Source organism: Rhodococcus sp. CX, assembly GCF_015865005.1.
Taxonomy (GTDB): Bacteria; Actinomycetota; Actinomycetes; order Mycobacteriales; family Mycobacteriaceae; genus Rhodococcus.
In genome coordinates this window covers 1-4,043 of the sequence record NZ_JADZGH010000224.1, presented here as the reverse complement: position 1 = coordinate 4,043, position 4,043 = coordinate 1, and the positions used below count along the sequence as shown (strand labels likewise).

Genomic DNA, 4,043 nt, shown 5'->3' with positions numbered 1-4,043 from the left:
GTGGCGGGGCTCGTCGCCGGACTCGGAGCCCGACACCTGACGACCCACCTCGCCGGGCGCCCGCCGGCACGCGCCGTCTGCGAGGCGACGTGCGTGGCCGGGAGTCTGGTTGCGGCGGTATCCGGCTCGGGTCCGGTCGAGGCCCTCGCACTCGCTTCGCTGATCTGGTGGTGCGTGTGCCTGAGCGTCGTCGATCTGCTCGAGCGACGGCTCCCGAACGTTCTCACCGGACCCGGTGCGGCAGTGATCGTGACGCTCGCGGCGGCGACCGGGCAGGGGCGCGCGGCGCTCGTCGGCGCGGGTCTGCTCGCCGGGCCGATGCTGCTCGCCCACCTCGTCTCGCCGCGGTCGCTGGGTGCCGGGGACGTCAAACTCGCGGTCGGTGTGGGCGCCGCCGCGGGGGCCGCAGGACCGGCGGCGTGGCTGTGCGTCGCGGTAGGTCCACCGCTGCTCACCGCCACCGCGGGACTGGTGATGCGGGTGGTGCAGCAGTGGCGGACCGAAGCCGGGCCGGTGCTCGTTCCGCACGGCCCGTCGATGTGCGCGTTCACCGTGCTCGCGCTCCTCACAACCGCCTGAGCGGACCACTGTCACGACAACCCGATCGGGCATGGAAGGATATGCGGTGTGCTGCGCTGGATAACTGCTGGAGAATCCCATGGTCCCGCCCTCGTCGCGATGCTCGAGGGGATGGTCGCCGGTGTCGAGGTGACGTCGAACGACATCTCGGAGCAGCTCGCCCGCCGCCGCCTCGGCTACGGACGCGGCGCGCGCATGAAGTTCGAGGCCGACAAGGTCACCATCATCGGCGGGGTGCGCCACGGACTCACCCTCGGCGGTCCCGTCGCCATCGAGGTCGGCAACACCGAATGGCCCAAGTGGGAAACCATCATGTCCGCCGACCCGGTCGACGCCGAGGCACTCGCCGGTCAGGCCCGCAACGCGCCGCTGACCCGTCCGCGCCCCGGCCACGCCGACTACTCGGGCATGCTCAAGTACGGCTTCGACGACGCCCGCCCGGTGCTCGAACGCGCCAGCGCCCGCGAAACCGCGGCCCGTGTCGCCGCCGGCACCGTCGCCCGCAACTTCCTGCGCCAGGTGTTCGGCGCCGAGGTCATCTCCCACGTCATCTCCATCGGCGCCTCCGAGCCGTACGTGGGTGCGGAACCGACCGCCGCGGACCTCGCGGCCATCGACGCGAGCCCGGTGCGCGCGTTCGACAAGGCCGCCGAAGAGTCCATGATCGCCGAGATCGATGCCGCCAAGCGCGACGGCGACACCCTCGGCGGCGTCGTGGAGGTCGTCGTTCACGGCCTGCCCGTCGGCCTGGGATCGTTCGTCAGCGGCGCCGACCGCCTCGACGCGCGGCTCGCCGCGGCCCTCATGGGCATCCAGGCGATCAAGGGCGTCGAGGTCGGCGACGGCTTCGAGACCGCCCGCCGCCGCGGCAGCGCCGCCCACGACGAGATGAAGCCCGGCCCGGACGGTGTGCTGCGTTCGTCGAACCGCGCCGGCGGCATCGAAGGCGGCATGACCAACGGCGAGGCGCTGCGTGTGCGCGCGGCGATGAAGCCGATCTCCACCGTCCCGCGTGCCCTGTCCACCGTCGACATGACCACCGGTGAGGAAGCGGTTGCGATCCACCAGCGGTCCGACGTGTGCGCCGTTCCCGCCGCCGGTGTCGTCGCCGAGGCGATGGTCGCGCTGGTCGTCGCGCAGGCCGCGCTCGAGAAGTTCGGTGGCGACTCGCTCGCCGAGACCCGCAGCAACGCCGACCACTACATGAAGGGCATCGCGGCGCGTCCGCCGCGGTGACTGTCATGAGGCCACGCGCCGTACTGATCGGGCCGCCCGGCGCCGGAAAGTCGACGATCGGTCGGCGCCTGGCCCAGGCGCTCGAATTGCCGCTGCTCGACACCGACGCCGAGATCGAACGCGTCACCGGCCGCACCATCCCCGAGATCTTCTCCGAGGACGGCGAGCCGGCGTTCCGGGAGATCGAGGAACGCGTCGTCGCCGATGCCCTCGCGCAACAGGAGGGCATCGTCTCCCTGGGTGGCGGGGCGATCCTGTCCGAGCGCACCCGCAAGCGGCTCGCCGGGCACACAGTGATCTATCTCGAGATCAGCATCGCCGAAGGTCTGCGCCGCACCGGCACGGGCGCCGGCCGCCCCCTGCTCGCGGGGGACGATCCGGCCAAGAAGTACCGGGAGCTGATGCGTCGACGTCGCCCGCTGTACCGGCAGGCCGCGACCATCCGGGTCCGGACCGACGGCCGCAGTCCGGGCCGCGTCGTCCAGTACCTGATCACCAAGCTCGAGGCGGAAGCCGCTGCCGGCGCCACCGCGAGCACGTCCACCAGCGCAGAGAAGCGGAGCACCACACCGTGACCGAACCGGTACGTGTCGACGTCCAGACCGCCCAGCCCTACCCGGTGATCATCGGCCGGGGCCTGCTCGGTGACATCGTCGACACCCTCACAGGCACCCGCACCGTCGCGATCTTCCACCAGCCGCCGCTCGAAGCGACGGCCGAGGCACTGCGGGAAGTGCTCGCAGAGAAGGGAATCGATGCGCACCGCGTGGAGATCCCCGATGCCGAGGACGGCAAGGATCTCGCGGTCGCCGGGTTCTGCTGGGAGGTGCTCGGCCGCATCGGCCTGACCCGCAGCGACGCGATCGTCTCGCTCGGCGGCGGCGCCGCCACCGACCTCGCCGGATTCGTCGCCGGCACCTGGATGCGCGGGGTGCGCATCTTCCACATCCCGACGACGCTGCTCGCGATGGTCGACGCCGCGGTCGGCGGCAAGACCGGCATCAACACCGAGGCGGGCAAGAACCTGGTCGGCGTGTTCCACGAACCGTCCGCCGTGTTCGTGGACCTGGCGACCCTCGAGACCGTGCCGCGCAACGAGATCATCGCCGGCATGGCCGAGGTCATCAAGACCGGCTTCATCGCCGACCCGACGATCCTCGACCTCATCGAGGCCGACCCGCAGGCTGCGCTGGATCCGACCGGCACGGTGCTGCCGGAACTGATCCGCCGCTCCATCGAGGTCAAGGCCAAGGTCGTCGCCGCGGATCTGCGCGAGTCGAGCCTGCGCGAGATCCTCAACTACGGGCACACCCTCGGCCACGCCATCGAGCGCCGCGAGCGGTACCGGTGGCGTCACGGCGCCGCGGTCTCCGTCGGACTCGTGTTCGCCGCGGAACTGGGCCGGCTGGCCGGCCGTCTCGACGACGCGACCGCCGATCGGCACCGGACAATCCTCGAAGCGGTGGGCCTGCCCACCACCTACGACGCCGCCGCCTTCGCCGAGCTGCACAAGGGCATGCAGACCGACAAGAAGAACCGCGCCGGAATGCTGCGGTTCGTCGTCCTCGACGGTCTCGCCAAGCCGGGCCGGCTCGAGGGACCGGACCCGACGCTGCTCGCCGCCGCCTACTCCGAGGTCGCCAAACAGGGCAAGGCCGACGCCGGCACCGTACTGCTGTGACACGCTGCTGTGACACGGTGAGGTCCTCCGGTCGCGACGGGGCGGTCGAACTGCCCCATGGCCGACCGGAGGACCCGATCCGCCGCTAGTCGGTGCCGGTTCGCACCGCAGCGACCACCACCGCGACAAGAAGTGCCAGCAAGAGGACCACGAGCAGCACCGGCCCGAGCAGGAGTGTGAGGGACAGCACGAGAACGAGCCCGATCTTGGCCTCGAGGCTCAACCCTCCAACCAGGCCTTTGATCGCAGCCCACACCGGATTCCTACCCGCCAGAACGGCCTGAAGTCCTGCCAGCGCGGCTTTCATGCCCGCGCGTCCGTGCGCAACTTCATCGACAAGCGGGTCGATCCACTTCCGGATCTTTTTCGCCAGGTCACCGCGATTCTGCACGCCGGCGAGCTGGTGAACGCGGTTTTCCAACGCTTCGACGGCAGTCCCGAGCGATCGACGCACCACCTCGAAGACAGCGCCGGCAGGCCCGGTGTCAGTAGTGCCGCCGCGCACCGTCGATGAGATTTCCGGCTGATGCGTGTTGATCGGCGGAGC

At 70.8% G+C, this 4,043-nt stretch carries 5 protein-coding genes; 4 read left to right on the top strand and 1 reads right to left on the bottom strand.

What is annotated here, in order from left to right:
• The 4 genes from I0Q12_RS24770 to aroB form a co-directional block, all read left to right on the top strand.
• Positions 1–579, top strand: a 579-nt coding sequence (locus tag I0Q12_RS24770) for an A24 family peptidase (protein WP_307846506.1), incomplete at its 5' end; no start/stop codon positions are given.
• Between the two features lie 48 nt (positions 580–627).
• Complete coding sequence (aroC, locus tag I0Q12_RS24765; RefSeq protein WP_197255671.1) at positions 628–1,815, top strand: chorismate synthase; 1,188 nt, start codon at positions 628–630, stop codon at positions 1,813–1,815.
• A 5-nt stretch (positions 1,816–1,820) separates the two neighbouring features.
• The gene (locus tag I0Q12_RS24760; RefSeq protein WP_197255666.1) at positions 1,821–2,390 is read left to right on the top strand and encodes a shikimate kinase; all 570 of its coding nucleotides are present in this window, start codon (positions 1,821–1,823) and stop codon (positions 2,388–2,390) included.
• Entirely contained in the window at positions 2,387–3,496 is a 1,110-nt protein-coding gene (gene aroB / locus I0Q12_RS24755) for a 3-dehydroquinate synthase (protein WP_197255665.1), read from the top strand. The genes I0Q12_RS24760 and aroB overlap by 4 nt, the downstream gene beginning before the upstream one ends.
• A gap of 85 nt (positions 3,497–3,581) precedes the next feature.
• Here aroB and I0Q12_RS24750 read toward each other — a convergent pair.
• On the bottom strand, positions 3,582–4,043 hold a 462-nt coding region (locus tag I0Q12_RS24750; protein WP_231611373.1), incomplete at its 5' end, for a hypothetical protein.

What these genes read in the sequence shown, in the direction of transcription:
- I0Q12_RS24760 (WP_197255666.1), top strand. Translation starts at nt 1,821, where the DNA reads ATGAGGCCACGCGCCGTACTGATCGGGCCGCCCGGCGCCGGAAAGTCG.